This window comes from Pseudomonas kairouanensis (assembly GCF_004682055.1).
Taxonomy (GTDB): Bacteria; Pseudomonadota; Gammaproteobacteria; order Pseudomonadales; family Pseudomonadaceae; genus Aquipseudomonas; species Aquipseudomonas kairouanensis.
In genome coordinates this window covers 397,544-423,317 of sequence record NZ_QUZU01000001.1, presented here as the reverse complement: position 1 = coordinate 423,317, position 25,774 = coordinate 397,544, and the positions used below count along the sequence as shown (strand labels likewise).

General features: G+C 61.5%; 24 protein-coding genes. 7 read left to right on the top strand and 17 right to left on the bottom strand.

Translation table 11 applies throughout. From position 1 onward, the window contains the following. Positions 1 to 108: 108 nt before the first annotated feature. From aauS to DYL59_RS01885, 3 genes are read left to right on the top strand one after another with little or no spacing between them, the layout of a single operon-like run. A complete protein-coding gene (aauS, locus tag DYL59_RS01895) occupies positions 109 to 2,010 on the top strand; it encodes a two-component sensor histidine kinase AauS (RefSeq protein ID WP_135287633.1) in 1,902 nt (633 codons plus the stop codon). Beyond that, complete coding sequence (gene aauR, locus DYL59_RS01890) at positions 2,007 to 3,344, top strand: two-component response regulator AauR (RefSeq protein ID WP_135287632.1); 1,338 nt, start codon at positions 2,007 to 2,009, stop codon at positions 3,342 to 3,344. The genes aauS and aauR overlap by 4 nt, the downstream gene beginning before the upstream one ends. Further along, positions 3,344 to 3,682, top strand: a complete 339-nt coding sequence (locus tag DYL59_RS01885) for a GlpM family protein (protein ID WP_135287631.1) — start codon at positions 3,344 to 3,346, stop codon at positions 3,680 to 3,682. Before aauR ends, DYL59_RS01885 begins: the two co-directional genes overlap by 1 nt. A 123-nt stretch (positions 3,683 to 3,805) precedes the next feature. On the opposite strand, the gene DYL59_RS01880 is transcribed toward DYL59_RS01885, so the two are convergent. The 6 genes from DYL59_RS01880 to DYL59_RS01855 form a co-directional block, all read right to left on the bottom strand. Then, positions 3,806 to 5,203: a sigma-54-dependent transcriptional regulator gene (locus tag DYL59_RS01880; protein ID WP_135287630.1), complete on the bottom strand. Its 1,398-nt coding sequence runs from the start codon at positions 5,201 to 5,203 to the stop codon at positions 3,806 to 3,808. After that, the gene (locus tag DYL59_RS01875) at positions 5,193 to 6,962 is read right to left on the bottom strand and encodes a HAMP domain-containing sensor histidine kinase (RefSeq protein WP_135287629.1); all 1,770 of its coding nucleotides are present in this window, start codon (positions 6,960 to 6,962) and stop codon (positions 5,193 to 5,195) included. Before DYL59_RS01875 ends, DYL59_RS01880 begins: the two co-directional genes overlap by 11 nt. Beyond that, the gene (locus tag DYL59_RS01870) at positions 6,962 to 8,086 is read right to left on the bottom strand and encodes a GNAT family N-acetyltransferase (RefSeq protein WP_135287628.1); all 1,125 of its coding nucleotides are present in this window, start codon (positions 8,084 to 8,086) and stop codon (positions 6,962 to 6,964) included. Before DYL59_RS01870 ends, DYL59_RS01875 begins: the two co-directional genes overlap by 1 nt. A gap of 161 nt (positions 8,087 to 8,247) precedes the next feature. Next, on the bottom strand, positions 8,248 to 9,126 hold the full coding sequence (locus DYL59_RS01865; protein WP_135287627.1) for an alpha/beta hydrolase: 879 nt from the start codon (positions 9,124 to 9,126) through the stop codon (positions 8,248 to 8,250). Beyond that, positions 9,123 to 10,517 carry an aspartate aminotransferase family protein gene (locus DYL59_RS01860; protein WP_135287626.1) on the bottom strand — a complete coding sequence of 465 codons (1,395 nt, stop codon included), beginning with the start codon at positions 10,515 to 10,517 and terminating at the stop codon, positions 9,123 to 9,125. The genes DYL59_RS01865 and DYL59_RS01860 overlap by 4 nt, the downstream gene beginning before the upstream one ends. Further along, on the bottom strand, positions 10,510 to 11,211 hold the full coding sequence (locus DYL59_RS01855) for an MtnX-like HAD-IB family phosphatase (protein ID WP_135287625.1): 702 nt from the start codon (positions 11,209 to 11,211) through the stop codon (positions 10,510 to 10,512). Before DYL59_RS01855 ends, DYL59_RS01860 begins: the two co-directional genes overlap by 8 nt. 227 nt (positions 11,212 to 11,438) lie before the next feature. On the opposite strand from DYL59_RS01855, the gene DYL59_RS01850 reads away from it, so the two are divergent. Then, complete coding sequence (locus tag DYL59_RS01850; RefSeq protein ID WP_135287624.1) at positions 11,439 to 12,209, top strand: MipA/OmpV family protein; 771 nt, start codon at positions 11,439 to 11,441, stop codon at positions 12,207 to 12,209. 129 nt (positions 12,210 to 12,338) lie between these two features. On the opposite strand, the gene DYL59_RS01845 is transcribed toward DYL59_RS01850, so the two are convergent. The 5 genes from DYL59_RS01845 to DYL59_RS01825 form a co-directional block, all read right to left on the bottom strand. Beyond that, the gene (locus DYL59_RS01845; RefSeq protein ID WP_135287623.1) at positions 12,339 to 12,731 is read right to left on the bottom strand and encodes a DMT family transporter; all 393 of its coding nucleotides are present in this window, start codon (positions 12,729 to 12,731) and stop codon (positions 12,339 to 12,341) included. Further along, positions 12,728 to 13,108 (bottom strand): DMT family transporter, encoded by a 381-nt coding sequence (locus DYL59_RS01840; protein ID WP_135287622.1) that lies wholly within the window; start codon positions 13,106 to 13,108, stop codon positions 12,728 to 12,730. The genes DYL59_RS01845 and DYL59_RS01840 overlap by 4 nt, the downstream gene beginning before the upstream one ends. Beyond that, positions 13,105 to 14,025 carry an arginase family protein gene (locus tag DYL59_RS01835; RefSeq protein ID WP_135287621.1) on the bottom strand — a complete coding sequence of 307 codons (921 nt, stop codon included), beginning with the start codon at positions 14,023 to 14,025 and terminating at the stop codon, positions 13,105 to 13,107. Before DYL59_RS01835 ends, DYL59_RS01840 begins: the two co-directional genes overlap by 4 nt. A 191-nt stretch (positions 14,026 to 14,216) precedes the next feature. Continuing rightward, a complete protein-coding gene (locus DYL59_RS01830; protein WP_135287620.1) occupies positions 14,217 to 14,870 on the bottom strand; it encodes a DsbA family oxidoreductase in 654 nt (217 codons plus the stop codon). 55 nt (positions 14,871 to 14,925) lie between these two features. Next, positions 14,926 to 15,945, bottom strand: a complete 1,020-nt coding sequence (locus tag DYL59_RS01825; RefSeq protein WP_135287619.1) for an alpha/beta fold hydrolase — start codon at positions 15,943 to 15,945, stop codon at positions 14,926 to 14,928. Positions 15,946 to 16,127: 182 nt separating this feature from the next. On the opposite strand from DYL59_RS01825, the gene metR reads away from it, so the two are divergent. Continuing rightward, positions 16,128 to 17,045: a transcriptional regulator MetR gene (gene metR, locus DYL59_RS01820; RefSeq protein ID WP_135287618.1), complete on the top strand. Its 918-nt coding sequence runs from the start codon at positions 16,128 to 16,130 to the stop codon at positions 17,043 to 17,045. Positions 17,046 to 17,097: 52 nt separating this feature from the next. On the opposite strand, the gene DYL59_RS01815 is transcribed toward metR, so the two are convergent. From DYL59_RS01815 to DYL59_RS01805, 3 genes are all read right to left on the bottom strand, one after another. Next, positions 17,098 to 17,604 carry a GNAT family N-acetyltransferase gene (locus tag DYL59_RS01815; RefSeq protein WP_135287617.1) on the bottom strand — a complete coding sequence of 169 codons (507 nt, stop codon included), beginning with the start codon at positions 17,602 to 17,604 and terminating at the stop codon, positions 17,098 to 17,100. After that, positions 17,601 to 18,008: an NUDIX hydrolase gene (locus DYL59_RS01810; protein ID WP_135287616.1), complete on the bottom strand. Its 408-nt coding sequence runs from the start codon at positions 18,006 to 18,008 to the stop codon at positions 17,601 to 17,603. Before DYL59_RS01810 ends, DYL59_RS01815 begins: the two co-directional genes overlap by 4 nt. A 204-nt stretch (positions 18,009 to 18,212) precedes the next feature. After that, positions 18,213 to 18,485: a type B 50S ribosomal protein L31 gene (locus tag DYL59_RS01805; protein ID WP_135287615.1), complete on the bottom strand. Its 273-nt coding sequence runs from the start codon at positions 18,483 to 18,485 to the stop codon at positions 18,213 to 18,215. A gap of 208 nt (positions 18,486 to 18,693) precedes the next feature. On the opposite strand from DYL59_RS01805, the gene bglX reads away from it, so the two are divergent. Then, on the top strand, positions 18,694 to 20,931 hold the full coding sequence (gene bglX, locus DYL59_RS01800; RefSeq protein ID WP_135287614.1) for a beta-glucosidase BglX: 2,238 nt from the start codon (positions 18,694 to 18,696) through the stop codon (positions 20,929 to 20,931). A gap of 81 nt (positions 20,932 to 21,012) precedes the next feature. Next, positions 21,013 to 22,632, top strand: coding sequence for an FMN-binding glutamate synthase family protein (locus DYL59_RS01795; RefSeq protein WP_135287613.1), 1,620 nt, complete (start codon positions 21,013 to 21,015; stop codon positions 22,630 to 22,632). Here the strand turns inward: DYL59_RS01795 and DYL59_RS01790 are convergent. The 3 genes from DYL59_RS01790 to DYL59_RS01780 are packed head-to-tail and all read right to left on the bottom strand — an operon-like array spanning position 22,629 to position 25,569. Then, positions 22,629 to 24,239, bottom strand: a complete 1,611-nt coding sequence (locus DYL59_RS01790; protein WP_135287612.1) for a glycosyltransferase family 39 protein — start codon at positions 24,237 to 24,239, stop codon at positions 22,629 to 22,631. The two genes, DYL59_RS01795 and DYL59_RS01790, sit on opposite strands and share 4 nt — an antisense overlap. Beyond that, positions 24,236 to 25,198 carry a glycosyltransferase family 2 protein gene (locus DYL59_RS01785; RefSeq protein ID WP_135287611.1) on the bottom strand — a complete coding sequence of 321 codons (963 nt, stop codon included), beginning with the start codon at positions 25,196 to 25,198 and terminating at the stop codon, positions 24,236 to 24,238. Before DYL59_RS01785 ends, DYL59_RS01790 begins: the two co-directional genes overlap by 4 nt. Further along, complete coding sequence (locus tag DYL59_RS01780; RefSeq protein WP_135287610.1) at positions 25,195 to 25,569, bottom strand: GtrA family protein; 375 nt, start codon at positions 25,567 to 25,569, stop codon at positions 25,195 to 25,197. Before DYL59_RS01780 ends, DYL59_RS01785 begins: the two co-directional genes overlap by 4 nt. Between the last annotated feature and the right edge of the window lie 205 nt (positions 25,570 to 25,774).

Sequence of the window (25,774 nt, the reverse complement as noted above, 5' to 3'; positions counted from 1 at the left end):
CGGTGATTCAGTGATAGCTATACCGACTGACACACTGCGATCGGGGGCAAGCCCCCTCCCACATGGACCGCGCAGGCTGCAAGCTCTGGTTGACCCAAGGCATCTGTGATGAAATGCGACCCCAACCAATTTCGCGCCGCGCCGCCATCACTTGCCGTGAAGCCTCGTCTGATCCGCCAACTGTTCCTGCCGCCGTTGATCATCGCTCTGATGATCGGCCTGGGTTTCATCGGCTTCTGGGTCAGCGAGTACTATGGCATCCGCACCCTCAGCGACACCGGCGAGCGTCAGCTGGAGCTGCATGCCCGTACCGTCGAAAGCGAACTGAGCAAATACACCTACCTGCCCAGCCTGCTGGAGTTGGAGTCCAGCGTATCGACGTTGCTGGCCGACCCGAACCAGGAAACCCGCAAGACCGTCAACGATTACCTCGAAGGCCTGAACCGACGCAGTCGCAGTCGGGCCATCTACGTGATGGACACCACCGGCCGCGTACTGGCCACCAGTAACTGGCGCGATGCCGACAGCTACCAAGGTGAAGACCTTTCCTTCCGTGCCTATTTCCAGAATGCCGTGCGCGGCCAACCGGGCCGTTTCTACGGCATCGGCAGTACCAACGGCGAACCTGGCTATTACCTGGCCCATGGCCTGGAGGAGCATGGCAAGATCATCGGCGTGGCCGTGGTCAAAGTGCGCCTCGAAGCCCTCGAAGAACGCTGGCAACGGGCCCGCCTCGAAGCCTTTGTGAGCGACGAGAACGGCATCATCATCCTGTCCAGCGACCCGGCCCGTCGCCTCAAGGCCGTGCGTCCGCTGAGCGATGACACCAAGGACCGCCTGGCCCACAGCCTGCAATATTACTGGGCCACGCTCAACGAACTGGAGCCCCTGGCCCGCGAACGCCTCAACGAAGGCACCGAGAAGCTCACCTTCCCAGCCAACAGTGAAGTGGTCAACGACCAGTACGAAGTCAGCTACCTGGCGCAAACCCGTCCGCTCAACGACACGCCGTGGAACTTCACCCTGCTGACGCCCTTGAATGACCTGCGCCGCGCCGCCATCAACCAGGGCATCCTGGTGGCCGTGGCCTTTGGCTTGGTGGCATTCCTGCTGATCGCCTGGAACGAGCGGCGCAAGGTCATCGCCACCCGCCTCGCCGCACGGGAAGCCCTGCAGGAAGCCAACAGCCAGCTGGAGCGACGGATTGCCGAACGCACCGCCGACCTGCGCGCCAGCAACGAACGGCTCAAGGGCCAGATCCGCGAGCGCCGCCAGGCCGAAGAAACCCTGCGCCGCGCCCAGGACGAACTGGTGCAGGCCGGAAAATTGGCGGCCATCGGCCAGATGTCCACCAGCATTGCCCATGAATTGAACCAACCCTTGGCCGCGCTGCGCACCTTGTCCGGCAACACCGTGCGTTTCCTGGAACGCGGTGCCCTGGACACCGCCAGCGCCAACCTCAAGACCATCAACGAACTGATCGACCGCATGGGCCGCATCACCGCCAGCCTGCGCTCATTCGCCCGGCGCGGTGATGACCAGGGCGAAGCCAGCCTGGGCAAGGCGGTGGAGGCTGCATTCCAGGTGCTCGGCGCCCGCCTGGACAGCCTGCCGCTGACCCTTCATCGCGATTTTGCCCCTGCACAACTGCAAATCGACCAGACGCGTCTGGAGCAGATCCTGGTCAACCTGATCGGCAACGCCCTCGATGCCATGCAGGCCCAGCCGCTCCCGCAACTGTGGCTGGAAGGCAGCAGCAGCGAGGGCAAATACCGCCTGCAGGTGCGCGACAACGGCCACGGCATCGACCCCGAGGCGCGCAAGCATCTGTTCGAACCGTTCTTCACCACCAAACCCGGCGAACAAGGCCTGGGCCTGGGGCTGACCCTGTCCGCCAGCCTCGCTGCGGCCACCGGCGGCAACCTTGCCGTGGAACACCCCGCCAGCGGTGGTACTGCCTTTGTCCTGTGCCTGCCATTGGCGGGTACTCAACACGCTGAGTCGACATGAATACTGACCCGAAAGACCTCACCGTCCTGATTGTCGAAGACGATCCCCATGTACTGCTCGGCTGCCAGCAAGCCCTGGCCCTGGAAGATATCCCCAGCGTCGGCGTGGGCAGTGCCGAAGAAGCCTTGAAGTGCATCGGCGAAAACTTCGCCGGCATTGTCATCAGCGATATCCGCCTGCCGGGCATCGATGGCCTGGAATTGCTCACTCGCCTCAAGGCCTTGGATAAAAGCTTGCCAGTGGTGCTGATCACCGGGCATGGCGATATCTCCATGGCGGTCGGCGCGATGCGCAATGGCGCTTACGACTTCATGGAAAAACCCTTCTCCCCCGAGCGCTTGGTGGATGTCGCCCGCCGTGCCCTTGAGCAACGCGGGCTGGCCCGGGAAGTCTGGTCGCTGCGCCGTCAACTGGCCGAGCGTGACTCGCTGGAAGGCCGCATCATTGGCCGTTCGCCGGCCATGCAGAACCTGCGCGAATTGATCGCCAACGTCGCCGACACCTCGGCCAACGTCTTGATCGAAGGCGAGACCGGCACCGGCAAGGAACTGGTTGCCCGTTGCCTGCATGACTTCAGCCGTCGCCACAGCCACCAGTTTGTCGCGCTCAACTGCGGCGGCCTGCCGGAGAACCTGTTCGAAAGCGAGATTTTCGGCCACGAAGCCAACGCCTTCACCGGCGCCGGCAAGCGCCGCATCGGCAAGATCGAGCACGCCCATGAAGGCACGCTGTTCCTCGACGAAGTGGAAAGCATGCCGATCAACCTGCAGATCAAATTGCTGCGGGTATTGCAGGAGCGCACCCTGGAACGCCTGGGCTCGAACCAGAGCGTGGCGGTGGATTGCCGAGTGATCGCCGCCACCAAGTCCGACCTCGACGAGCTGAGCCGCGCCAGCCAGTTTCGCAGCGACCTGTACTACCGCCTCAACGTGGTCACCCTGGAACTGCCGCCCCTGCGCGAGCGCCGTGAAGACATCCTGCAACTGTTCGAACACTTCCTGCAGCAGTCCTCCCTGCGCTTTGACCGCACCGTGCCGGAGCTGGATAACCAGACCCTGTCGAGCCTGATGAGCCACGACTGGCCGGGCAATGTGCGCGAGCTGCGCAACGTTGCCGAACGCTTCGCCCTGGGCCTGCCCGCCTTCAAGAAAAGCGGCGCCGGCAGCGGCAGTGGTGGCGTGGCCTTTACCGAAGCGGTGGAAGCCTTCGAACGCAACCTGCTCAACGATGCCCTGCAACGCAGCGGCGGTAACCTGACCCAAGCGAGTCAGGAACTGGGGATGGCCAAGACTACCCTGTTCGATAAAGTCAAAAAATACGGATTGAGCCACTGATGGATCTGGTATTGAAGGCTGCCCTGGGTGCGGCGGTGGTATTGATATTGGCCGCGCTGGCCAAGACCAAGAACTATTACATCGCAGGCTTGGTGCCGCTGTTTCCGACCTTTGCGCTGATTGCGCATTACATCGTCGGCAAGGGTCGTTCGGTGGAGGACTTGAAGACCACCATCCTGTTTGGGATGTGGTCGATCATTCCGTATTTTGTGTACCTGGCGACGCTGTATGTGATGGTAGATCGGATGCGGTTGGAGGCATCGCTGGCCGTTGCAGCTGTCGCCTGGTTGATCGCTGCGACCATCCTGGTCAGCGTCTGGGTACGTCTGCACTCCTGACACAACTCAGTTCAAAATGTGGGAGGGGGCTTGCTCCCGATAGCGGTGGGTCAGTCACCTTATCTTTAACTGACCCAATGCTATCGGGAGCAAGCCCCCTCCCACATTTTGATCTCTGTTGTGTCAGCGAACTATTTTATCGACTTGGATGCCCAGCTTTTTCAGGCGATACCAGAAGCTTCTTTCCGATATCCCGATCTTCTGTGCCGCCGCAGCCTGCACCCCATTGCTCTCCTGCAACGCCGCCAGAATGTAAGCCTTCTCCACCTCCGCCAGCGCGGCATCCAGGTCCTGGGGAATGCCCGGCCCGTCGCTGAGAATCGTCGTCACCCCGCCCTCGCTCGGTTTGGATGCAAACAGATACCCCGGCAAGTCGATATCCTCGATCACAGGTGAGGCCGCCACGATGGTCGCCCGCTCCACGCAGTTTTGCAGCTCGCGGATATTGCCCGGCCAGTGATAAGCCGCCATCGCCTGCAACGCCTCGGCGCTGAACCCCGTGATGCGCTTGCCCGCAGTAGCACTCAGGGTCTGGGCAAAGTGCCGGGCCAGGGGCGCGATGTCTTCCACACGCTCGCGCAGGGCCGGCAACGGGATGGGGAACACATTGAGGCGGTAATACAGGTCTTCGCGAAACTCCTTGTTGGCCACCGCGTCCAGCAGGTTCTTGTTGGTGGCGGCGATCACCCGCACATCCACCTTGCGCTCGCGGGGGTCGCCCACCGGCTCGATCACGCGTTCCTGCAAGGCACGCAGGATCTTGGCCTGCAACGCCAGCGGCATATCACCCACTTCATCCAGAAACAGCGTGCCCTTGTCGGCCTGCTGGAAGCGCCCTACCCGGTCCGACACCGCGCCGGTAAACGCGCCCTTGCGATGGCCGAACATTTCGCTTTCCAGCAAGCCTTCGGGGATGGCTGCGCAGTTCACTGCCACAAAGGGCTGGTCGGCGCGGCTGCCATGTTTGTGGATGGCGCGGGCGACCATTTCCTTGCCGGTGCCGCTTTCGCCGGTCAACAAGATGGTGGCCGTACTGTCGCGTACCGAGTCCACCGCTTGCAGCACTTTGCGAAACGCGGGGCTGTCGCCCACCAGGCTGTCGAACTGCGCATGCTCATCCAGCTCGGCGCGCAGGCGCGCGTTGTCGCGCATGATGTCGCGAAACTGCAGGGCCTTGGCCACGGTGATGTCCAGTTCGTCGATATCGAATGGCTTGGCGATGTAGTCGTAGGCGCCGTTGCGCATCGACTGCACGGCGTTTTTCACCGTGCTGTAGGCCGTCATCACGATCACCGGCACATGGGGGTAGCGCACCTTGATCTCGGCCAGCAACGCCGGCCCGTCCATGCCGGGCATGCGCCAGTCGCTGATCACCAGGTCGATGTCTTCCTGCTCCAGCACCTTGAGGGCATGCAGGCCGTTGCCGGCGACAAACACCTGCACGTCGTTCTGGCCAAGGGCCGAGGCCAGCAGATCGCAGAGCTTGGGTTCGTCGTCGACTACCAGAATGTTATGCGTCATGACTGTCCTCGTCGTCTTCGCCAATCGCCGGAATGTACAGGCTGAACGTGGCGCCGGCATCTTTCTCGCTGGTGCATTCAATACGGCCGTCGTGACTTTCCATGATCGAATAGACTTTGGCCAGGCCCAACCCCGTGCCCGACGCCTTGGTGGTGACGAACGGGGTGAAGATGCGCTCGATCATTGGCGCGGGGATACCCTGGCCGGTGTCGGTGATGCTGATCAGGGTGTAGTCGCCCACGCTGCGAATGCCCAGGGTCAGGCGCCCGCCTTCCGGCATGGCATCGATGGCGTTGAGGATCAGGTTGAGGCAAGCCTGCTTGAGTTGTTTAGCATCGGCGTAGATCAACGCACCCGGGGCCTGGTCATCGATATGCGCATCGATGGTGTGGGTGGTGAGTTGCGGCGCGCAAAAGCCCAGGATCTCATCCACCAACGGGCGCGCCGGCTGCACGGCACGCAGCGGTGGGTTGGGCTTGGCAAAATCGAGAAACTCGGTGATCAGCTCATTGATGCGGCTGACTTCACTGATCACATACTCCAGGTGACGCTTGTCGGTTTCCGCCAGGTCGGCGCGGCGGTGCAACAACTGGGTCGCGGTCTTGATGATGCCCAGCGGGTTGCGGATCTCGTGGGCCAGGCCCATGGCGACTTCACCCAGGGCGTGCAGGCGGTCACGCCGGCGCAGTTGGGCCTCAAGGTGATGCAACTCCCCCAGGCGCTCGGTCATGTGGTTGAAGGTGCTGCTCAACTGCGCCAGCTCATCGCCGCCGCTGACCTGCACACGGTGCTCGTAATTGCCCGAGGTGACCGCGCTCACCCCCTGGGACAGATCCCGCAGCGGCCGGGTAAGGCGCCGTGATACCAGCACCCCGGCCGCCAGCGACAACGCCGAGCTGAGCAGGAAGATCAATACGAACAGATTGCTCTGGTTCACCAGCCCCACCAAGCTGGTATGGCGCAGCAGGCCGCTGAAAATCACGCCCTGCAGCTCGCCGGCGTCGTTGAAGATCGGCCAGTACAACCCGCTGTAGTTATTGGTGAACTGCTCGCTGGGTTGCTTGGTGCTGCGCATCAGGGTTTCGATGTTCTTGGGGATGCGCGAGGGGTGATCCTGGAAACGCTGGGTCGAGAAAATTTCCGAGAACCCGTCAGGGTTGGCCAGGTACAGGCGCAGGTCCAGGGAGTGCACATCGGCCACGCTGGTGAGAAAACTGCTGTCCAGGTAGGTGGCCACCAGCAACAGGTAATCCACCCCGTCCTCGGTGGTGTCGAAGGTGGACACCACGATGCCCGTGCTCACGCCCGCCACCTGCACGGTCTGCAACGCTGCATTGCTGGTAAGGCTGATCTGGTTGACGATGTCGTCGGCCGCGGTACTGAACACGGTCTTGTGGTCACTGACGCGAATCAGCGCCACCACATCGATATCCGTGGCATCGGCAATGTCGGCGGTAAGCCGGTCGTGCCGGGCCGCCTGCTTGCTGGACGGCGGGCTGGTGTAGCGCAAAAACAGCTTGGCCATGCGTGCATTGTCATGAAGGATGTCACCGATCTCGTCCTTGACGATCTTGGTCGACTCTTGCAGCCAGATGCGCACGTTGCTGTCGAAAATCTGCGACAAGGTGGTGGCGGCCAACTCTGCCGCGATCATGGTGGGGATCACGCTGACCAACCAGAACGCCAGCACCAGCTTGCGCTGGACACTCCAGCGCGAAATGGCAAAGGGGCGGGCTTTCTGGCGGGTCTTGGTGATCATCAGGTTTCGCTTATCGCAGCAGCCATGGCAGGGTCGGAACGATCCGGTCGAATAAACAGTTTTACAAGCGTGAGCAGGCCGTTGACCAGCCGGTTGCGGTGCCGGAAAAACACCCGGTTGCCCTGGAACTCGCAGCCCAGGCGCAGCTTACTGGCATACCCGGCCTGTCCGCACTCGTACAGCGCAATATTGTGCTCAATACAGTAGTCGACATTGGTCAGCCAACTGCGAAAGTACAGGTTGTAGTCGCGGGTGAACTCGACGTCATGCCCGAAGAACTTGTCCACCAGGCGGTGCTCGTCCACCAGCAGCAGGTTGAACGCCACCAGTTGCTCGTCCACCCAGTAAAGAACACACACGGCACGTTCTCCAAGGCGTTCGAGCACGCCGGTGAAATAGCCGGCAGGCAGGCGTTCAAACTGCAACTCGGCACGGGCCAGCGTGGCTTCGTACAGGCGCAGGATCTGGGGCAACACATCGTCGATGTTGCGCCGCCACTCCACCGCCGGCCCCGGTGCGCGCAGCTTGCGGCGCAAGTCCTTGCGGGTGGATTTGCCCAGTGAACCCAAGTAGGCGTCTACCGAACCGTAAGGCAACGGCAGCACGCCCGTGGGCAGGCTCGGCATGTTTTGGAAGCCAGCGGCGCGGCAGCTGGCCGCCCAATGCGGGTCGTTGCTCGGTGCGTCCTTGACCGCCAGCAAGCCGATGCCAAAGTCGTCGGCATCCTGGCGTGCGGCAGCGAGCAGATGCTTGAGCAACAACGGACGACGCGCTTCAGGCATGCCGCTGGCAAAACCGGCATCGCAGCGCTCGGCCACCGGCGAGCCGATGGCGTACAGCCCCAGTTGCAACAGCCCCGGCCACAGCCGCTCTACGCGTTCGGTCAAACGTTTGCCGGCGCCCGACACCGTGGTGTCGAGGCGGTAATGGGTGATGAACGCGGCCGCCACGGCCACCAACGTTCCGTTTTCATAGACCGCCAGGTAACGCCACTGGAAATCAGCGATAGCGGCGTTTTCCACGGCACCGTAGTAGTCCCAGTCCTCCAGGGCACCGGGGAAGCAGTCGTTCCAGTCACTGCGCTGGATGGCCCGGATAGTGGGGAAGGCTTGCGTCGTGATCACGTATTTCCCGTCCTTCTATGACGATCGCCGATCAAATGTGGGAGCGGGCTGCTCGCGAATGCGGTGGTTCAGCCAATGAATGTGTTGACTGATACACCGCATTCGCGAGCAAGCCCGCTCCCACATTTAAACTGAGGTCGGCGGACAATTTCGGTTGGCTGTCAGCCCGCCATCGCCTGTAAACCAACATCGACCTGCGCCGGCCAGGAAGACGGAGCAAGGTGTTTGACGAACTCAGCACTCAACTCGATCACCCGCCGGTATTGCAGGTCGACGGTGATCATGTGGTAGCAGTTGTCCAGCAGGATCTTGGTCACCGGCCCACCGAGGTGGCGCTCCACGTAATCGGCATTCCAGCGGCTGGTGATGTCGTCTTCAATGGAGTGCAGCACCAGCGCCGGGACGTTGATCGACGGCATGCGTTTCTTGACCACCGCGTTCATCCAGTGCAACTCACGCACGGTCACGCCTTCCATCGTCAGCAAGCCCGCCTCGCTGCTTTGGCCTTCTTTCATCTGCCGTTCAACAATGGCCCGCAGCCGTTCGTTCTTGATGCCGTAGGGGGGCTTTTCGGTGAATCGAAACAGCCGTACCCCAAACGGAATGCGGATCAGCAGTGGCGTGATGAACGCCATTTTGCTGATGCTCCAACCGTCGTACTTCAGCGTGGTGGAGTACATCAACAACCCGGCAACCTGGCCCGGATGCTCCGAGGCCAGGTACATCGACATCACTGCGCCCATGGACAAACCACCGACAAACACCTGCGCATGCCGCTGCCTGATCTGCACAAAGGTCTTGCGCACGCCTTCGTACCAGTCGCGCCAGCCGGTGGCCTGCAGGTCGCTGTTATCGCCGCAATGCCCAACCAACGTGGGCACATACACCGTGCAGTTACCCGCCTTGGCCAGGCCCTTGGCAACCTGGCGCAATTCCGTCGGAGTGCCGGTCAGGCCGTGGATCAACAGGATCCCGACCGGACCTTCACCGAGAACGAAACCGGCATCACCTTCACCGAGGTCGATCTCAACCTGACTCACCGCTGGGTTGCCCGCACCAGCAGTTGCTCCAGCAGCTTCAGGCCCAGGTCGATTTCCGGGTAGCTGATTTCCAGGGACGGCGCCAGGGTGATCACGTTCTTGTAGTAACCGCCCACGTCGAGGATCAAGCCGAGTTTTTGGCCATCGACGATCATGTCGCCTTTCATGCCTTCCTCCACCATGTAGTCCAGGGTCGCCTTGTCTGGGGTGAAGCCGTCCGGGCCGCAGATTTCGCAGCGCAGCGCCAGGCCCAGGCCGTCCACGTCGCCGATAATCGGGAAGCGCTTTTGCAGGTCTTGCAGGCCTTCGAGGAAGTATTTGCCCTTGGCCATGACCATCGCGCCGTAATCGACCTCGTTGGTCATCTTGAACATTTCCAGGCCTACCGCCGTGCCCAGAGGGTTGGAGGCGAAGGTGGAGTGGGTGGAACCTGGTGGGAAGATCTTCGGGTTGATCAACTCTTCACGGGCCCAGATACCGCCCAACGGGTTCAAGCCATTGGTCAGTGCCTTACCGAATACGATCACATCCGGCTGCACGTCGAAGTGCTCGATGGACCACAGTTTGCCAGTGCGGTAGAAGCCCATCTGGATTTCATCGCTGACCATCAGGATGCCGTGCTGGTCGAGTACATGCTTGAGCTCGCGGTAGAAGTTCATCGGCGGGATCACGTAGCCGCCGGTGCCCTGGATTGGCTCGACGTAGAACGCGGCGTATTCGCTGGAGCCGACTTTGGGGTCCCACACACCGTTGTATTCGGTCTCGAACAGACGGGCGAATTGCTGCACGCAGTGGCTGCCGTATTCTTCCTTGGTCATGCCTTTAGGGCCGCGGAAGTGGTACGGGAACGGGATGAACTGCGCGCGCTCACCGAAGTGGCCGTAGCGGCGACGGTAGCGGTAGCTGGAGGTGATCGACGAGGCACCGAGGGTGCGGCCGTGGTAGCCGCCTTCGAAGGCGAACATCAGGCTTTTGCCGTTGGTGGCGTTGCGCACCACTTTCAGGGAGTCTTCGATGGACTGGGAACCGCCGACGTTGAAGTGCACACGACCGTCAAGGCCGAATTTCTTCTTGGCGTCCACGGCGATCATTTCCGACAGCTCGATCTTGCCTTTGTGCAGGTACTGGCTGGCGATTTGCGGCAGGGTATCGATCTGCTGCTTCAGCGCATTGTTCAGGCGCGGGTTGGCATAGCCGAAGTTGACCGCCGAGTACCACATTTGCAGGTCGAGGTAGGCCTGGTCTCCGGTGTCCCACACGTAGGAGCCTTCACAACGGCTGAAAATACGCGGCGGCTCGATGTAGTGAACGGTGTCGCCGTAGGAGCAGTACTTGGCTTCTTTATCCAGAAGGATCTGGTCTTCGGCGGTAGCGATGCGGATATCAGACATGGTGGAAGAGTTCCTGGTTGTCGGCAGCAGTAAAGGAGGTGGCGTTGGCGGCAATGCCCTGGGGCAGTTGGGCCAGCAGCGCAGGCACTTGGGCAAAGGTGTCGAAGCGCGCATGGGGAATCTGGTTGGCCACGCAGTAGTCGGCGAGGCTGCCTTTGGCGAACACAAAATCAGCGGTGCAAGCCACGCACATGTCGGACTTGCCATCGCCGATCACCAGCACGCGTTTGTTGCGTGGGGTGGACTTGCACTTGCAGTTGCCGGAGGCGGCGCGGCAGGCATCACTGGAATAGGGGAAGTCGATGCGCCAGCTGTTCTGATCGACCTGGCGCAGGCGGTTGGCGAGGATCGGCAGCAGGGTCACGTAGTGGCGCGACAGGATGCGGGCGATGCCTTGCTCAATGCCGTCGCTGACCACTTCGAGGGTGGCGCCCAGGCCCATGACGTGATCGACAAAGTCGGGGAAGTCGGGGTCGATCTCGACGCTGTCGAAGTACGCCAGCAACTCGGCGGGTGTGGCCTTGATCAGCGCCAGTTGGCGGCTCAGGCATTCGCGCGAACCGATATGCCCATCCAGCCATTCCTGTTCGATGGTTTCCCACTCGGGGCCGGCGAAGCGTTGGAGGACGTTGTCGATGACATCGGTGGGGGTAATGGTCCCGTCGAAGTCACACACGATATGCCAGTGGATCATCAGTGTTTACCTTGGAGGAGCGCGCTGTGTGCGCTTGCCCCAGGGGTAGAGCAGGGAGTGTGCCAAGTGGGCCTGGCCCAGCGGGGCTGGGGTTTTGCGTGATCTGGCGGAGGATATGTGTCGTGGCAGCTACAATTTTTGTAGCTTGCTACAAACAAGATGAGTGCTTGCGCCAGCGGGGCGCTTCGCGCGTTCATGCGCGAATGTCCCGAGAAGGAAACCGCTCCATGCGCAACGTCACTTCTGCTGTACTCGCCGGTTTGCTTGGGCTGTGGGGCTATTGCAGCACCGTTCAGGCCGACCCGATCACCGGGGAAGTCGGCGCGGGCGTCAGTTATCAACCCCATGACCCGACCGGCAGCCGCTACGAAACGCGTCCCGTGCCCTATGTGGACCTGGACTGGGGCGCTGTCAGCCTGAGTACCGATGACGGCCTGACCTGGAGTGCGCTGAACAGCAATGGCTTTACCGCTGGCCCGTATCTCAATTACCTCCAGGGCCGCACCTCCAATGGCTCACTGCAAGGACTGCGCAATGTGTCGGACATGGCCGAAGCGGGCGGTTTCATCCAGTACGCCCCGGCCGACTTTTGGCGCGTGTATGCGCGGGTGGGCCAAGCCGTTGGCGGCGGGCATTCGCAGAGCGGCGCGCTGGGTAAGGTCGGCGGTGAACTCGGATACCCGCTGGGGGGCGGCATCATCGGCAGCAGCGGCCTGGCAGCGAACTTTGCCGATTCGCGCCAGACACAGACCTATTTCGGCGTAGACGCCAATGAGTCTGCGGCCTCGGGCTTTAAGCCCTATAACGCCCGCGCGGGTTTCCAGAACCTCACGCTGACGCAAAGCTTCGAGTTTCCGCTGGCGTCTGACTGGTCGTTGCTGACCAGTGCCAGCTGGGTGCACCTGATGGGTTCGGCGGCCAATAGCAGCATCGTCAAGGAAACTGGCGATGTGAACCAAGGCCAAGTACAGACGGCCATCAGCTACAAATTCAACTGATTCAACTGGATCAAAATGTGGGAGCGGGCTTGCTCGCGAATGCGGAGTGTCAGTCAATACATCTTTGACTGATCCACCGCATTCGCGAGCAAGCCCGCTCCCACATTTGATTGCATTTCAAGGTTGGAATCAGTTTTCTTCGCCCTCCGCTAGCAGCGCAATCCCACCAATAATCACCGCCACCCCCACCCAGTGCAGCGGGCTGATATGTTCCCCCAGCCCCAGCCACGAACCGAGCAGCACCACCACAAACACCAGCGAGCTCAGCGGAAACGCCAGGGACAAACTGCTGCGCCGCAGGATCAGCATCCACACGAAAAACGCGCCGATGTAGCTGGCAATCGCCGCCAGGATGCCGGGGTTGCGCGCCACCTCCCCCAGCCACTGCCAGTTGAAATCCATCTGCCCCACTTGGTCCCCGGCCACCTTGGTAAACAGCTGGCCGGCGCTCTCGGTACAGATCAGCAACGCCCACAGCACAACGGTGCCGAAACGCCCGTGCAACCACGTCTGCGTACTCATGCCTGACTCCCCGCAATCGCCACCAACATCACACCCAAGGTAATCACCAACGTTCCCAGCCAACGGCGGCGGCTGACGGTCTCGCCCAGCACCACCTTGCCCGCCAGCACCACCCCGCAATACGCCAGCGCAGCCGCCGGGAACAGCAGGCTCAACGGTGCGCGGGACAAGGCTTCGAGCCACACGAAAAACTCCACGGCATAAGCGCCGATCCCCGCCCACAGCAACGGCGCATTGAACACCTGGCCCCAGAACGCATTCAGGCGAAAGCCGCCTTCCAATTCGGGCAAGCGGTCCAGGCCGAGCTTGAAACACAACTGGCCGATCACATCGAGCACGATGGAAAACGCCACCAGCAACACCACGGTCAGGGTCACGGGAACAGCTCCTCAAACAGGTCGATCAGGGCTTGATTGGTGGCGGCATTGCGTTGCAGGTCCTGGGCACTCCAACGCTCTGGCGGCGGCTGATCGGACTTGGCCTCCCAGCGCTTGAATGCATTGCTGAACGCCGGTGTTGCGAACTCGCCGCACACGTCGATACCGATGATGCGTTTACGCGCCGCCAACGCTCGCAGGGCTTGCAGCAGGTGAGTCAGGCGCATGCCGCCCTGGTCCCAGTTGGTAGCGGCGTCTTCGCTGGCGAGTACGTCCTTGTCGATGGTGATCCAGATCGCTTCGGTGGGCAGGCTGGCGATCATTTGGTCAAGAAACGCCGCCCAGTCCACCTCCGCCAGGTTGCGCCAGTGCAGGTGGTTTTCCTGCTGCCGGTGACCGGCGCCATCCCCTACCCGGCCCCAGACTTTCGACGGCGGATGCTGCCAGGGAAACAGCTGCAAATGCCCGCGCTTGAGGGCGCCCAGGTTGCCGCCACGCAGTTGCGGGTTGTGCAGGTCATCGCTGCAGGGCCCAAGGGTGACGATGCGTTTGATCGCCGGCATCTTCAGCGCGCGGTTGACCCACGAACCACAGTGGAGCTTGGGCGCAAAGCGCACCCAGTCGGGGTGGTTGTCGAAGTGAATCAGGCTGATGGGCTCTTTGAGATCGGCAAGAAAGGCCGGTGTGAGGTGGTGGTAATCACCGGAGCCGACAAACAGGATCTCTGGCCGCGCATCCACCGGCCGGGGGCGTTGGGCCAGGCGTTCGGCGAAAGCCTTCCAGGTTTTTTCGGTGGACCACAAACGCAGTTTGGGGCCCAGGTCCAGCAGGTCGAGGCGCGTGGCCCGGCCGCTGGCCAAGCGCCGGGCAATGGGTGCCTGGCTGGTGAGGCTGTGGTCGAGGTCGAGAATGTTCAAGGCAGAGGTTCCCCCTTTATGGCTTCAGGGGGTCACTGCAAGGGACGGGCCAGCGTTTATCTCAAGAACAATGAGAAACAAATGTGGGAGGGGGCTTGCTCCCGATGGCAGAGTGTCAGTCACTGTATTGGTTGACTGGCCCACCGCTATCGGGAGCAAGCCCCCTCCCACATTTGGAACTGTGTTCGGCTTTAGTTTTTGGACTCGTTGATGATCTGGCGAATAGCCCCCACAAACGCTTCAGCCGGTTGCCCGCCGCTCACCGCGTACTGGTCGTTGAACACGATGGTCGGCACCGACGTCACGCCACGGGACACCCACAGTTGCTCCTGCTCACGCACCTCAGCGGCGTACTCATCGCTGGCGAGAATCTCAGCCGCACGCTTCAAGTCCAGCCCAACGCTCTCGGCAATGATCGCCAGGGTGGCGTGGTCGGAAGGGTCCTGGCCATCGGTGAAATACGCCTTGAACAGCGCTTCCTTGAGGTTGTATTGCAAGCCTTCAAGCCCAGCCCAATGCAGCAGGCGGTGAGCATCAAAGGTGTTGTAGATACGACTCTGGCCATCGGTGCGGAAAGCAAAGCCCAGCGCAGCCCCCATGTCGCGAATGCGCGCCCGGTTGGCCTGGGATTCTTCGGCAGTGGAGCCGTATTTTTCGGTGATGTGCTCGACGATGTTCTGCCCTTCGGCGGGCATGTTCGGGTTCAGTTCGAACGGCTGGAAATGGATCTCGGCCTGCACCTCGGCGCCCAGTTGGTCGAGGGCTTCGGTGAGGCCGCGCAGGCCGATGATGCACCAGGGGCAGGACACATCGCTGACGAAATCGATTTTCAGGGGAGTACTCATGACAGGCAACCTCGCAGGCGCAAATGGGCCACAAAGGTTGCACGATACACCAATGTCACAGCACCTTCGAAGGCTCGCCCAGGTCAATCTGCGCCCAGTGCGCGGCGTCTTCGCGATGGGCTTGCAGGTACGGCAACACCGCCGTCAGCAGCGGCGCCTTGAAGGCCTCCTGGAAACGATGGGCCATGCCGGGAATCAGCTTCAACTCGCTGCCCTGGATATGCGCCGCCAGGTGCACGCCGTGCATCACCGGCAACAGTGGGTCGGCGGTGCCGTGCACCACCAGGGTCGGCACGCGCAATTGGTTGAGCAACGGCACGCGGCTCGGCTCGGCGAGGATCGCCATGATCTGGCGCTTCACGCCGTCCGGGTTGAAAGCACGGTCATAGGACAACGCCGCCTGGTGCAGCAAGGCCTGGCGATCATCCTTGATATCCGGGCTGCCCAGGGCCGCCAGCAAGTCGGCTTGTTGCTCCAGCGCCACCGCGCGGTTGGGCGCACTGCGCCGTGACAGCAGTTGCACCAGCGCCGCACTCGGGGCCGGCAGGCCTTCGGCGCCAGAACTGGTCATGATCAACGTGAGGCTTTCCACGCGCTGCGGCGCCATGGCGGCCAGGTGTTGGGCGATCATGCCGCCCATGCTGGCACCCAGTACGTGGAATTGCCGGATCTGCAAGGCATCCATCAAACCCAGGGCGTCGTCAGCCATATCCGTCAGCGTGTACGGCGCCGACACTGGCAGGCCGAGCTTGTAGCGCAGCACCTCAAAGGTCAGGTTGGCGCTGGCCGGTGCCTGGCGCCAGCTGGACAGGCCGACATCGCGATTGTCATAGCGGATCACCCGAAAGCCCTGTTCGCACAGCGCCTCCACTACCTCATCAGGCCAGTGGATCAACTGCCCGCCCAGCCCCATCACCAGCAGCAAGGCCGGGTCGGACGCACGGCCGATGCTCTGGTAGGCGATGCTCACCTGGGCCAGGTCGACCGTTTGGGTCGGAACATTGACATCACATCGAGAAGCCGCAAAAGACGGCAGGCCGAACACAAGAGCGGCCAGTAAAAGCAACACGCGCATGAAAAACACCGAAACGCAGAACCCCAGTAGAGCGCGAGTCTGATGAAGTTTGTTCAAGCGCGCTGCCACAGTTCCATGACAGTTTGATGAAGAGTGCCCAGTGGTCATGGTCGACACGCTTTGCAACATGAGACAAACTCACGCTATTCCGATTCGCCACAAATTGCCTTCATGGAGAGCCCGTGCTCGAAATCCGCCATCTCAAGACCCTGCACGCCCTGCGCGAAGCCGACAGCCTGGTGGAAGCCGCCGAGCGTTTGCACCTGACGCAGTCGGCACTGTCCCACCAGTTCAAAGAGCTCGAAGAGCGCCTGGGCATGCCACTGTTCGTGCGCAAGACCAAGCCGCTGCGCTTCACCAGCGCCGGTTTGCGCCTGCTGCAACTGGCGGACGCAACCCTGCCTTTGCTGCGTGGCGCCGAGCGGGATATCGCGCGCTTGGCGGGCGGTACTGCGGGACGTTTACACATGGCCATCGAGTGCCACAGCTGCTTCCAGTGGCTGATGCCCACCATCGACCAGTTCCGCGATGCCTGGCCGGAAGTCGAGCTGGACCTGGCTTCCGGCTTCGCCTTTGCCCCGCTGCCGGCGCTGGCCCGTGGCGACCTGGACCTGGTGGTGACCTCCGACCCGCTGGAACTGCCGGGTATCACCTATGTGCCGCTGTTCACCTACGAAGCCATGTTGGCGGTGGCCAACCAGCATGCGCTGGCGAACAAGCCCTATATCGTGCCGGAAGACCTGCTGACCGAAACCCTGATCACCTACCCGGTGGAGCGCGACCGGCTGGATATCTTCACCCGCTTCCTGGAGCCGGCCGACGTCGAGCCTGCGCAAGTGCGCACCTCGGAACTGACGGTGATGATGATGCAACTGGTGGCCAGCGGCCGTGGCGTGTGCGGGATGCCCCATTGGGCCCTGCATGAATACAGCTCGCGCGGCTACGTGAAGGCCAAGCGCCTGGGCGAGAAAGGTCTGTTTGCGACGCTGTATGCGGGAATTCGCGCAGATATGCTGGATGCGCCGTACATGCGCGATTTCTTGCTGACGGCCAAGGACACGTCGTTTTCCACGTTGGACGGGGTCAGCGCCGTACGCTGAGTGGGCAAGCAATGACAGTGAACCTGCGGGAGGGGTTTTTCACAGGTGGGTATCAGTGGGTCTTGAGCTCGCGCCACATGTGAATCTTGTCGAAATACTCGACCCCTACCCGTACCGCCAGCGGCTCCAGGCCGTATTGGATAAAACCGCAGCGCTGGTACAGCGCAAACGCCGCATCATTACCGGCGGTGACGGTCAGTTGGATCAGCTTCAGGCGCGGCTGTTTGCGCGCCTCATCCAGTGCCGCCTCGACCAACCGGCGGCCCAGGCCCTGTTGCTGATGGCCGGCGTTCACATACATGCCAAACAACGTCACCTTGTGCCGCGCCTTCTCCCGAGGTTCGAACGCCAGGCCGACGATGCCGACCAGGTCATCTGCGTCAAACGCCCCAAGCAAGTGGTCCAGCGGGCTTTCCAGGCGTTTCTCCCACCAGCTCAACGGCATCGCTGCGCGCTCGGCCACGCTGGAGGTGAACGCCTGGGGGTACACGCCATAGGCCTCAAGCATCAATGCCCGATAGGCCTGGGCGTCGCTGGCCACCAGCGGGCGAATCATCATGCGCTCAGCGATTGGCGATAAAACGGCAGGATCAGGTCGCGCGTCAGCGGCGCCAACGGCAAGCCACCATCGCCCGCCGGGTCGATCCAGCGCACTTCTTCGATCTCGGCAGCGGGGCTTACCGTGACGTCGATATGCACTTGGAACAGTTCGGCTTCAACCGTGAAACCTGGCTCGTTCGCGGCCGGTGCGCAGAACTTGCCCAGGTAGATTGCAGCAGCCGGGTCGATACGCAGGTTGAGCTCTTCGTGCAGCTCGCGGGCCAGGGCTTGGGCGGGTTGCTCACCGGCATCGATCTTGCCGCCCGGCTGCATGAACGCCTGGGTGCCGCGTTTGCGCACCAGCAGGGTCTGGCCGTCGCGGCCGATCAAGAGGGCGGCGGCGATGCGGATGGTGGAGGGCATGGGAGGGCTTCCTTAGCGGCAAAGGGCGTAAGGATCACATGACCTCAAGCGCATCGCAATCCATGGGCAAGCTGGGGTTGATGGGAGGGGTTTGCCCTCATACCCCTCCTTGAAGCAGCACAAAGGTAAAAGCAACTTGGGGGTATCAACGTAAAAAAGCCGCCCCTGAACTCGGAGCGGCCCTTGAATTGAAGCCTGCAAGGCTCACGCGTCGGCTTTTTTCGCAGCGGATCCAAACGAAGCAAAACGCTTGTTGAACCCGGCAATGCGGCCTTCTGCCTGGGTCTTGCGCTGTTGGCCGGTGTAGATCGGGTGCGAGGCACTGGACACGTCCAACGGCATGTACGGGTAGGTGTTGCCGTCACTGTGGGTATAGGTGCGGTCAGTGTCGGCGGTGGAGCCGATCAGGAAGTACACGTCGGCGGCAGTGTCGTGGAACAGCACGGTGCGGTACTCAGGGTGAATGCCAGGTTTCATGTGGGCCTCCGGGGCGTCTGGGTGCAAATAATACGTTATACAATAACATAAACAATGCACCTAAACGAGAACCGATTGCAATAAGCATAGCGCACTGGCTGCTAAGGGCCGCTTATCGGTTTACTCACGCCTACTGTCAGTTCTGACAGTAGACGGCTAGACCGGCGCGCCAAACACTCCAGGCTCATTCCTTGCTGGGAAGCACGCCATGCTTGCTCGCCTGCTGCTGCTCACGCTCGCCGTCACCTCGCTGCTGGCAAGTGCTGAAGAGGACCGGGTTGAACAGCTGTTGACGCAGATGACGCTTGAGGAGAAGGTCGGCCAATTGAGCCAACTCGGCATTCAGAACACCCTGAGCGGCCCTGCCATTGACCCAGGTGAACTGACGCACTTCCCGATCACCCAGGTAGGCTCGGTCCTCAACGTCTACGGTGCCGAACACACCCGAAAAATGCAGGAACAGGTCGTGCAGGGTTCGCGCCTGCACATCCCCTTGCTGTTTGCCTACGACGTGATCCACGGTTTTCGTACCATCTTCCCGGTGCCCCTGGCCGAAGCCAGTGCCTGGGAGCCTGAATTGTCCCGCCGCGTTGCGCGCGTCGCCGCCATCGAAGCCACGGCCAGCGGCATCCATTGGACCTTCGCGCCCATGGTCGACATCGCCCGCGACCCACGTTGGGGGCGCGTGGTGGAAGGCGCAGGCGAAGACCCGTTCCTGGGCTCGGCCCTGGCCGCAGCGCGGGTGCGGGGCTTCCATGGCCACGGGCCGCCCGATCTGTCATCGATGATGAGCACCGCCAAACATTTCGTGGCATATGGCGCGGCCGAAGGTGGCCGGGACTACAACGTCGCCGACCTGTCCGAGCGTACCTTGAGGGAGGTTTACCTGCCGCCGTTCCATGCGGCTGTCGAGGCAGGTGTGGAGGCCGTCATGCCCGCGTTCAACGAGCTGGCCGGTGTGCCCATGCACAGCAACAACGCGCTGTTGACCGGACTGCTGCGCAACCAGTGGGGGTTCACTGGGCTGGTCATCAGCGACTTCAACGCCGTTTGGGAGTTGATCCCGCAAGGTCTTGCCCAATCCCCGGCCAATACCGCGCAGTTGGCGTTCAACGCCGGTGTGGATATGGAAATGGCCAGCCAATCCTACCGCCAATACCTGCCGACGCAGGTGGGCAGCGGCCAGGTTTCCCGGCAGTCCCTGGATGATGCCGTGCGCCGCGTGCTCAAGGCCAAGGAGCGCCTGGGTCTGTTCGACGCGCCCTACCGGTACAGCGACGAGGCCCGCGAAAAAGCCAGTATCCTCACGCCACAACACCGCGCGCTGGCCCGCGAGGCAGCGCAAAAATCCATCGTGCTGCTGAAAAACGCTGGCTCGCTGCTGCCGCTGCCAAAAAGCCTGGGCACCGTGCTGGTGGTCGGCAGCCTGGCAACCGATGCACAGGCCACCCTCGGCCCCTGGGCCTGGGCAGGTCACCCACAGGACTCGGTGACGGTTCTGCAAGGCATACAGCACGCGGTTTCAGCAGATACCCAGGTGATTTACCTGCCAGGCGCATCTCCCGACAGCCCAGGCACTCAAGGCATAGCGGCCGCCCAACAGGCCGCCCACGACGCGGATGTTGTCATCGCCGTGCTCGGAGAAACCGCCGACCAGAGCGGCGAAAGCCGCAGCCGCGCCGAACTGGGCCTGCCGGGCGCGCAAGACCGGTTACTGCGGGCGCTGCTTGAAACCCGCAAACCCCTCATCGTTGTCCTGATGAACGGCCGACCGCTGGTGCTCAGCACCAACGTCCAGCGGGCGCCGGCATTGCTTGAAACCTGGTTCCTGGGCAGCGAAACAGGGCACGCTGTCGCGGATGTGTTGTTCGGCGATGTGAACCCCAGCGGCAAACTGCCGATCACCTTTGCCCGTAGCGTCGGACAGATCCCCCTTTACTACGCGCACAAAAACACCGGCCGCCCGCCACTGGGGGACGCCGCGTTTGAATCCGCCTACATCGATGTACCCTGGACGCCGCTGTACCCCTTCGGTTTCGGCTTGAGCTACACCACCTTCGCCTACTCCCCGCCACGCTTGAGCACCACACGACTGGCCTCGACCCAGACGGTCGATGTGGAGGTCACCGTCACCAATACCGGCCAGCGAGCCGGGGATGAAATCGTGCAGCTGTACCTGCGCGATGACGTCGCCAGCGTGACTCGGCCAGTGCGCCTGCTGCGCGGTTTTCGCAAAGTGCACCTGGCGCCCGGCCAGGCACGGCACCTGACGTTCACCTTGGGCCAAGAGGACTTCGCCCTGCTGGACGAACGGTTCATACCCGTGGTGCAAGCCGGCACGTTTACCGTATTTGTCGGCGGCGACTCGACCACGCAGAACCAGGCCCGGTTCGAGGTGACAGACAGCCGCCGATTGTCTACACCGGGCCCTGGCGCCCCAAACTGAATACACCTACAGGTTGTCTGGCGTTTCCTTACAGGCGCAGAATGCCGGACCGACCGAAGAGTCCGAACCCAAGGAAACCGTATGAGCCTGTCCTTGCTAAGCCGTTACGCCTTCTTTGCTGTGTGTGTCATTTTCACCCTCGCCAGCCTTCCGTTCATCGAACATGAATGGCTGTGGCCGATCACCGTGATCACCGGCGTGTTGAGCCTGATCGGCCTCTTCGACCTGCTGCAAAGCCCCCACGCCGTGCGCCGCAACTACCCGATCCTGGGCAATATCCGTTACCTGGTGGAGGCCATCCGCCCGGAAATCCGCCAGTACCTGCTCGAATCCGACAGTGACGCCCTGCCCTTTTCCCGGGCCCAGCGCTCGCTGGTGTATTCGCGGGCCAAGAACGAAACCGCCGACAAACCCTTCGGCACCCTGATCGATGTGTACCAGTCAGGTTTCGAATTTATCGGCCACTCCATGCGCCCCGCGCCGTTGAGCGACCCCAGCGCATTCCGTGTGATGGTCGGTGGCCCGCAATGCACACAGCCGTATTCGGCGTCGGTGTTCAATATCTCGGCGATGAGTTTTGGCTCATTGAGCGCCAACGCCATCCGTGCTCTTAACCAAGGCGCCAAACTTGGCAACTTCGCCCACGACACCGGCGAAGGCAGCATCAGCCCCTACCACCGCGAGAACGGCGGCGACCTGACCTGGGAACTGGGCAGCGGCTACTTTGGCTGTCGCACCAGCGACGGCCGTTTTGACCCGGAGCGCTTCGCCGTGCAGGCGCAGAACCCGCAAGTGCGCATGATCGAAATCAAGATGAGCCAGGGCGCCAAGCCCGGCCATGGCGGGATCCTGCCCAAGCACAAGGTGACCCAGGAAATCGCCGACACACGCGGGATCATGATGGGTGAGGACTGCATTTCGCCCTCGCGCCACAGCGCGTTTTCCACCCCTGTCGAGCTGATGCAATTCATCGCCCAACTGCGTGAACTGTCCGGCGGCAAACCGGTGGGTTTCAAGTTCTGCCTGGGCCACCCGTGGGAATTCATGGGCATTGCCAAGGCCATGCTGGAAACCGGCATCCTCCCGGACTTTATCGTGGTGGACGGCAAGGAAGGCGGTACCGGCGCGGCCCCTGTGGAGTTCACCGACCATATCGGCGTGCCCCTGCGTGAAGGCCTGCTGTTTGTGCACAACACCTTGGTAGGCCTGAACCTGCGGGACAAAATCAAGCTGGGCGCCAGCGGCAAGATCGTCAGCGCGTTCGACATCGCCAGCGTACTGGCCATCGGCGCCGACTGGGCCAACTCGGCACGCGGATTCATGTTTGCGATTGGCTGCATTCAGTCCCAGAGCTGCCACACCAACAAGTGCCCTACGGGCGTTGCCACCCAGGACCCTCTGCGCCAACGTGCGCTGGTGGTGCCAGACAAGGCCCAGCGGGTGTTCAACTTCCACCGCAACACCCTCAAGGCCCTGGCGGAAATGCTTGCGGCTGCCGGGCTCGATCACCCGTCGCAGTTGTCGGCCAAGCATCTGGTTAGGCGCATGTCGGCCACCGAGATCAAACTGTTCTCGCAGTTGCATGTGTTCCTCAAGCCTGGCGAATTGCTCACCGGCGAGGTGAATGGCGAGTTCTATTCGCGTATGTGGCAAATGGCACGGGCCGATAGTTTTGAGCCGCAGGAAGTGGCGGCAGCTTAATCGCGATACCGCCCCAAACCGTCGAGGGCGCTTGGCGCAGGTGGGCAGCCCGCGCCTGTCGGGGCGAGGGCCGCCTGGTAAAGGCGCAGGTTCAATTCGCCAGCCGGGAATTCGTCCACGGGTTGCCACTTTCCTCGATAAGGGATGTAGACATCCAGGTGGGGGTTTCCCGTAAGCCACCACATCCGCCGGGTGCCCGCAGGGAGAGCATCAACATCGTCAAGGTGATGGTCATCCCATGTGTCATACATCAACGTGGAAGCGCCGTAGCCACTGGGGCGGTTCCCGGTCGCGCGGAATACCGGGGGATCGTAGAGGTACATGCCCTGGTCGGTACGATTGTAAAAAACCGCACTGAAATAAAAGAACCCGCCACCGACTACGATAATGTCCCCTTCTCGACGGTGCGCGTGGATGTAGTCGAACGCGTCTTGCAGCCGGGTAATCTCGGCACTCTTCACGTACCCCATTTCACCTTGCTGACGATAGGTCACCTTCAAGCCGACCCACTCAAGCCCAATCACGGCGACAAACAACAGCGCCGCCAGGGCCAAGCGTTTTTCACTCAAGCCGGCTACCGCTACTGCCAGCAGCATGGGCACCCCCACCGCAGAAAATGCCACGTACCGTTCAAGGTAGGCAGGCATGAGCAGCGACAGGCAAAACAGTAACCCCATTGGAATGAAGGAAAACAGCGCCAACAGCAGGGAGAAGCGGTACTTCGTTCGATCCCGCCAAACCACCCACGCAGTGATCAGCACGACTGCAAACGGCATACTCCAATACCCTAGTACCGAAGAGCCGAGCGAAGACTTCAGCGTAAAAAATTTCCACAGCGTGCCAGGCAATGTGTAGACGGTGCCCACGTCCAACCAGGCCACGCTTCCGGCGGCTTCGATCAGTGCGTAGTGCCTGATCAAATCGACCAGGCTGATCAACCAAGGGATGTAAGCCAGCGCTATCAACCCATTGCACGCCCACCAGGTCGCAGCGGTGACGTGGGGCGCCCTGACCGAGGGATGAAGTCTAAGCACGATCAGATAAAGCCAGTGCACCACTGCCGCCAATATTGCGTAGTAGTGGGTGTACAGCGCCGCCACCATACAGGCTGCATACGCCAGGCAATAAGCGTAGTGCCCTGCACGCTTGACCCAGTAGACCAGCGCCACCGTCGCCCCCACCAGAAACAGCCCCTCCAGTGCATACATGCGGGCTTCCTGACTCAATCGGACAGCAGCCGGAAACATCGCCAGAAAAACGCCGCTGATGGCTGCAGCCCGATCATTGGCGATGCGCCGCATCGCGACCATGCACAGCGCGACTGTCAACGTCCCTGCAATGGCGCTCAGGCTCCTGATCGCCAGAGGACTGTTCCCAAACCACCCCATCCAGACATGGAGCACTAAATAGTAGAGCGGAGGGTGGACATCCCGGCCGGTATGAAACCAGATAGCTTGCGGCGTCAATGCGCTTATCCAGACGCTGAACGCTTCGTCATACCAGACGTAGGCGTCCGTCATTGCATAAAAACGAAGGCCAGCGGCCAAGGCGATAATCAACAAGCCAATGACGATTCGCGAAGCCCCATTGTCCCTGATCACGCTCATCGTCCACTCCCTGCGGCTCGGTCCCTCGATTGCACACCGCCCCCGACCACCTCTGTTACCACGTACCTGGGTCTGTGCTTGGCCTCCATGTAAATGCGCCCCACATACTCCCCCAGTATCCCGATCCCGATCAGTTGCACGCCGCCCAGAAACAGTATCGCCGTCATCAACGACGGGTACCCCGGCACAGGGTTGCCAAACAGCACTTTGTTCATCACCAAGTAACTGGCATACCCCAACGCGACCAGGGAAATACAGCCGCCGATGTAACTCCACAGCCGCAACGGCAACGTGCTGAACGAGGTAATGCCATCCAGCGCCAGGTTCCACAGTTTCCAGCCGTTGAACTTGCTTTGGCCTACCGCACGTGGCGCCCGGTCGTACTCCACAATGGCGACGTTGAAGCCAGCCCACGACAGCACCCCCTTCATGAACAACTGTTGCTCCGGCAGCGCCTTGATCACGTCCACCACCTTGCGATCCATCAAGCGGAAGTCACCGACGTTTTCTTCAATGTGCGTGTAGGAAATGCGATTGAGCAGGTGATAGAACAACGACGCACTGTGGCGTTTCAAATAGCCGTCACTGGCGCGATTGCGCCGCTTGGCCAGCACCACGTCGGCGCCCCGGCGCCAGCGCACGATCAACTGCGCGATCACCTCGATGGGGTCTTGAAGGTCGACATCGATGGGCACTACCGCATCGCCCCCTGCGTACTCAAGCCCGGCAAACAGCGCGGCCTCCTTGCCGAAGTTGCGAGAAAAATTGATCAGCACTACGGCCTCGTCAGCCAAGGCGATGGCCTTGATGAATTCGCCGGTGTTGTCCGTACTGCCGTCATTGACGAACACGATCTCGACCCGGTGCGGTTGCAACGACGGTTCGCCGCGCACTGCCCGATAAAACCCGCCCACGGCCTGTTCTTCGTTGAATACCGGCACGATCAGCGAGAGATTCATCGGCGACGCTCGCGAAACACCACCCACTTGGCGAGCAGGAACCCGCACACCAGGCTCAGCAGGGAGAACACCAGCACGGTCACAAGCCCGGGTAAGCGCCAGCGATCCGCCAGCCAGCCCACCAGCAGACTCAACCCACCCAGGCATCCCATGAACAACAGATAGCGAACCCACGAAGCCTGCACGCTGAAGGTGTAAAGGGTATTCATGTAAAACGAGAACGAAGCAGCCATGCAAAAGGCCAGGAAATTGCTCAGGGCCTGGCTGAAATCAAACGCTGAACGGAACACGAAAAACAGTTGCCAATGAATCACCGTGTTGGCGACACCAATCACGGCGTAGCTGGAGAAACCCTTCCACAGTCTGGTCATCGGCGGGCCCTGTTTCGGCGTCCTCTCAGCAGGCCACGGCACTGGGCGCTCGTCTACTGTCAGAATTAACAGGTGGCGACGAATGGCAAGGTTGAGACATTCAGTAATATCCAACCTTTGCAATTGCTTACAAATACCGCCAACCTGCGCCCGCCGGCCGTGCGGCGTGAGACACACGCCACATCCGACACTCTTCACTAAACCA

What these genes read in the sequence shown, in the direction of transcription:
- aauS (WP_135287633.1), top strand. Translation starts at nt 109, where the DNA reads ATGAAATGCGACCCCAACCAATTTCGCGCCGCGCCGCCATCACTTGCC.
- aauR (WP_135287632.1), top strand. Translation starts at nt 2,007, where the DNA reads ATGAATACTGACCCGAAAGACCTCACCGTCCTGATTGTCGAAGACGAT.
- DYL59_RS01885 (WP_135287631.1), top strand. Translation starts at nt 3,344, where the DNA reads ATGGATCTGGTATTGAAGGCTGCCCTGGGTGCGGCGGTGGTATTGATA.
- DYL59_RS01880 (WP_135287630.1), bottom strand. Translation starts at nt 5,203, where the DNA reads ATGACGCATAACATTCTGGTAGTCGACGACGAACCCAAGCTCTGCGAT.
- DYL59_RS01875 (WP_135287629.1), bottom strand. Translation starts at nt 6,962, where the DNA reads ATGATCACCAAGACCCGCCAGAAAGCCCGCCCCTTTGCCATTTCGCGC.
- DYL59_RS01860 (WP_135287626.1), bottom strand. Translation starts at nt 10,517, where the DNA reads ATGTCTGATATCCGCATCGCTACCGCCGAAGACCAGATCCTTCTGGAT.
- DYL59_RS01855 (WP_135287625.1), bottom strand. Translation starts at nt 11,211, where the DNA reads ATGATCCACTGGCATATCGTGTGTGACTTCGACGGGACCATTACCCCC.
- DYL59_RS01850 (WP_135287624.1), top strand. Translation starts at nt 11,439, where the DNA reads ATGCGCAACGTCACTTCTGCTGTACTCGCCGGTTTGCTTGGGCTGTGG.
- DYL59_RS01845 (WP_135287623.1), bottom strand. Translation starts at nt 12,731, where the DNA reads ATGAGTACGCAGACGTGGTTGCACGGGCGTTTCGGCACCGTTGTGCTG.
- DYL59_RS01830 (WP_135287620.1), bottom strand. Translation starts at nt 14,870, where the DNA reads ATGAGTACTCCCCTGAAAATCGATTTCGTCAGCGATGTGTCCTGCCCC.
- DYL59_RS01825 (WP_135287619.1), bottom strand. Translation starts at nt 15,945, where the DNA reads ATGCGCGTGTTGCTTTTACTGGCCGCTCTTGTGTTCGGCCTGCCGTCT.
- DYL59_RS01815 (WP_135287617.1), bottom strand. Translation starts at nt 17,604, where the DNA reads ATGATGATTCGCCCGCTGGTGGCCAGCGACGCCCAGGCCTATCGGGCA.
- DYL59_RS01810 (WP_135287616.1), bottom strand. Translation starts at nt 18,008, where the DNA reads ATGCCCTCCACCATCCGCATCGCCGCCGCCCTCTTGATCGGCCGCGAC.
- DYL59_RS01805 (WP_135287615.1), bottom strand. Translation starts at nt 18,485, where the DNA reads ATGAAACCTGGCATTCACCCTGAGTACCGCACCGTGCTGTTCCACGAC.
- bglX (WP_135287614.1), top strand. Translation starts at nt 18,694, where the DNA reads ATGCTTGCTCGCCTGCTGCTGCTCACGCTCGCCGTCACCTCGCTGCTG.
- DYL59_RS01795 (WP_135287613.1), top strand. Translation starts at nt 21,013, where the DNA reads ATGAGCCTGTCCTTGCTAAGCCGTTACGCCTTCTTTGCTGTGTGTGTC.
- DYL59_RS01790 (WP_135287612.1), bottom strand. Translation starts at nt 24,239, where the DNA reads ATGAGCGTGATCAGGGACAATGGGGCTTCGCGAATCGTCATTGGCTTG.
- DYL59_RS01785 (WP_135287611.1), bottom strand. Translation starts at nt 25,198, where the DNA reads ATGAATCTCTCGCTGATCGTGCCGGTATTCAACGAAGAACAGGCCGTG.
- DYL59_RS01780 (WP_135287610.1), bottom strand. Translation starts at nt 25,569, where the DNA reads ATGACCAGACTGTGGAAGGGTTTCTCCAGCTACGCCGTGATTGGTGTC.